General features: G+C 68.9%; 2 protein-coding genes. One reads left to right on the forward strand and one right to left on the reverse strand.

What is annotated here, in order from left to right:
* Positions 1-177 precede the first annotated feature (177 nt).
* Complete coding sequence (locus tag CM1CMNOD_RS14385) at positions 178-2703, forward strand: transglutaminaseTgpA domain-containing protein (protein WP_131774030.1); 2526 nt, start codon at positions 178-180, stop codon at positions 2701-2703.
* Between the two features lie 300 nt (positions 2704-3003).
* On the opposite strand, the gene CM1CMNOD_RS14390 is transcribed toward CM1CMNOD_RS14385, so the two are convergent.
* Positions 3004-3399 (reverse strand): DUF3040 domain-containing protein, encoded by a 396-nt coding sequence (locus CM1CMNOD_RS14390; protein WP_013874328.1) that lies wholly within the window; start codon positions 3397-3399, stop codon positions 3004-3006.
* Positions 3400-3929: the final 530 nt, after the last annotated feature.

The raw sequence follows: 3929 nt of genomic DNA on the forward strand, positions 1-3929 counted from the left end.
CGCCAGGACGTCCCCCCTGTCCCGGCCATCGGCCATGCGGGAACGCGCCGGCAGCACGCCCGAGCCGGCACACCCGTCCGGGACGCCCCGGTCATCCGCCCGGCGGGTACGCCCTGAAGACGCCGCTGAAGACGCGTCCGCGACAGGACAGCCGGAGGCGGAAGCAGGCCTACGGCGGTGATCACACGCCTGCCTCCCACCCTGACCGCGACTCTCGGTGGCGCGTTCGCGTCGCTGCTGTGCGCGTTCGCGCTCGCGCCGTTGTTCGACGGCCTGTGGTGGCTGCGACTGGCTGTCGCTGCCACGGTGGTGGTGGCGGGAACATCCGTGCTGGGCCAGGCCCTGCGGCTGCCCGCCCCGGTCATCGTCCTGCTGGAGGCGCTCGGCCTGCTCGTCGCGGCGACCGTACTGTGCGCGAGGGAAACCGCTCTCGCCGGCGTGGTGCCGACCGGTCAGACCCTGGAAACGTTGCGTTCCCTGATCACCACCGGCCGGGACGACGTGGCCCGGTTCGCCGCGCCGGTGCCGCAACGGCCAGGTCTGGCGCTGCTCGTCCTCATCGGCGTCCATCTCGTCGCGATGATCGTCGACTTTCTGATGACGATGCTCCGGCGTCCGGCGCTTGCCGGGCTCCCGCTGCTGGCACTGTTCATGCTGCCGGCGGCGGTACTGCCGGACGGTGTCGGGTCGGTCCGGTTCGTTCTCGGCGCGTTGGGCTTCCTCCTGCTACTGATACTGGACGGCCGCACCAGCGTCGAACGGTGGAGAAAACCGATCACCAGCGCGTCGACCTCCGGTGTATCGGGTTCCGGCTCGTCCGGCTCCGGCGCATCGGATGCCGCCTCGTCGGCATCCCCGCGGCTGGGCAGCAGAACCGGTGTCCACGTCATCGGCATCACCGTGTGCGCGCTGGTGTGCGCGGTGGCTGTCCCGGCCACGCTGCCCTCGCTACAGGGGCTGGCGCTCGTCACGCACGGTCAGAGCAACGACGGCGACGACGGCCCCGGCTCGACGGTTGTCATTCAGCCGATCGTCTCGTTGGCACAACAACTGCACTCCCCCCTGACGAGGAAACTGGTGTCGGTGCGCACCACGTCACCGCAGTACCTGCGGTTGACCGCGCTCGAACAGTTCGACGGGCAGCAGTTCACCCTGCGGGCGCTACGCGCCGGCCGCGAGGCGAAAATCAGCAACGGCCTGCCCGGGCCGGCAACCACCGCCCACAGCACTCAGCTCACCGCGACCATCAGCGTGTCGAAGGATCTGGAGGCGAACTACCTCCCGCTGCCCGGAATCCCGACCAAAATCACCGGTCTCGACGGCGACTGGCGGCTGGCCGCCGAGACCGGCACGGTGTTCAGCACCCGGACCTCCACCGCCGACGCGACCTACCAGGTCGAAGCAACCGTCCCGGCCCCCGCCCGCGACGAGCTCGCGACCGTGCTGGCGGCCGCCCCGGCCGAGCTGAAGATCGATACCGAACTGCCTCCCACCACCGATCCCCGGATCCACAATCTGGCACGGCAGCTCACACGAACTGCCTCCGGCCCCTACCAGCAGGCCGTCGCCATCCAGAACTACCTGCAGAGCGGTGCCTTCACCTACGACCTGGACGGCGCCCCCACCACCCAGGCCGGGGCGCTGGCGGACTTCCTGTTCACGCGCAAACGCGGCTACTGCGAGCAGTTCGCCTCCGCGATGACGGTGCTGCTGCGGTCGTTGGGGATCCCGGCCCGAGTGGCGATCGGCTTCAACGAAGGCGAACGGCAGCCGGACGGCAGCTACCTGATGACCAACAAGAACATGCATGCGTGGCCGGAGGTGTGGTTCGCCTCCACCGACTGGATCCCCTTCGAGCCGACCCCGCCGGCGAGTGAGGGCATCATCATCCCCGGCTACTCGCAGGCCCAGGACCCGGCTGGAGGGGCCACGGCTTCCGCGCCGGCGGGCGCCGCCCAGCCGTCGTCCGCGCCTGAGACCACCGCGCCGAGCGCCGATGTCACCAGCGGCAGCGGACAGGACACGGTGGTGCAACAGCCCCTCACGCAGGTACAGCCCACCAGCGACGGGCCGCCCGCGATCCTCTGGTGGCTCCTGCCGGGGGTCGCCGTCCTCGCGGTGCTGGGTGGACCAGCACTGGTGCGGATGGTGCGCCGCCGACACCGCCTCACGGCCACCCTGCGGGGGACCTCCGACGACGACGGGGACACCGCGACCGACAGCCGGGCACACGCGGCCTGGGCCGAACTGGCCGACCTTGCTGCCGATCTTGGTATGCCGCTGCGGCCGAACGAGTCCCCGCGAGCCAGCGCGACGCGGCTGAGCGCTCACATCTCGACCAACGCCCGCGCCCCCGAACAAATGATCACGACGGCGGAGGTCGAGGAGGCCCTGGCTGCCCTGCTCCGGATCGCCGAGGCGGAGGAACTCGCCTGTTACGCGCCACTGGCCCTGGTTCGTTCCAACGCACCGGACGAACGGATCGGACGCGATCTACAGACAGTTTCACGAATCTTGAGAAAGACAGCGCCGCGCACCAGCCGTGCTTGGGCCACCATGGTTCCACGCTCCGTGGTCGCCGACCTGGGTAGCCTACGTGGCCTGGTCCGACCGGGAAGCAATCCGGCGTCGAGGCGTCCGCCTGCACGCCGGCACGACCAGAACAGCCGGCACGACCAGAACAGCCAGTGGGACAGGGTGTGAACACCGGGAGCATGGCTCGGTTGCTCATGCCGGCCGCGTCGACGGGGTCGGCTCCGTCGGGAGCGACCCTGTCACTCAAGATCGCCTGTGGCCCGCCCGGCGGTTGGCGGCTGTTGTCGGCCCGTGGTTGACGGTCACCACCGGACCATGATCACTAACAGTCGACGATCATACTGCCGACTGATTGTCCCGGCGGTTGGCGGCGGCTCCTGCCAGCCAGCGACAGCGCCGGCCCTGGCCAGCGATCGGGCTGGTTGTCAGCAACCGCCTGTCAGCAACCGCTGCTAGTAACTACCCCAGTCAGTGATCATCCCACCGGCGGCGCCATCGTTCCTCGATCCGCTCGGTGAACGGGGGGCGGGTCCGACGACGGGAGGCCGTCGGACGATGACTACTGGCCTCTCCGCCCCGGCCACTGATCCGACGAAGATCGGCAGCACCCCGGGACGCCGCGAACAGCATCGTGGCAAAACCGAGCACACCGAAGATCACGATCAACGGTGTCCGGTTGAGGACGACCCCCACAAGCAGGACGACCAGCCCCACCACGAACAGGAGGAAGCTTCGGCGGACCCTGCGCATGAGATAGGTGCGAGGGTTCGTCGAGCGGACCGTGCTCGCGAACTTGGGATCGTCCTCGACGAGGGCGCGCTCGATCTGATCAAGCAGGCGCTGCTCATTTTCCGAGAGCGGCATCGACGCTCCTCCCACGGCCGGCAGGTCCGGCAGACGGAACCTGACACCCAAGAATAGGCACGACCGGGCATGCGCGGTAGGCAACCAACCATGCCGAGACAGACCGATCGCTTCCTGCTGCCCTGACTCCTCCCCGCAGGCGCGAAGGCTCATGCCACGCGGCGTGATCGGCCCCGTCTCCGTGAGGAAGAAATCACCCTGAGTCCAGGTGGAGCCGGTCCGAACTCACCCTGCGTAATCGACCCTGCCTCCGCGGAGAAGCACTCACCGTCATGTCACGCCGGAAGCCCTCACCGTCCTGTCATGCCTTTCTGCCATACCTTCGTGGGAATCTGCCGTGCCTTCGTGGGAAAGTCGCCTCCGAGGGGATGTGGATGTGCCCGACAGCCCCTCCCCCTCGCACCGTGTCTCTCGCACCGCGCGCCTGCCTGATCACGATCGCTCCCGCCCTGGCATCGACCTCCCGCCGGTCTCGCATCGGTGCCGGTCTCGCATCGGCCTCTCGCCGGCCCATCACGCCATCAGCCATC

The organism is Protofrankia symbiont of Coriaria myrtifolia (genome assembly GCF_900634755.1).
Taxonomy (GTDB): Bacteria; Actinomycetota; Actinomycetes; order Frankiales; family Frankiaceae; genus Protofrankia; species Protofrankia coriariae.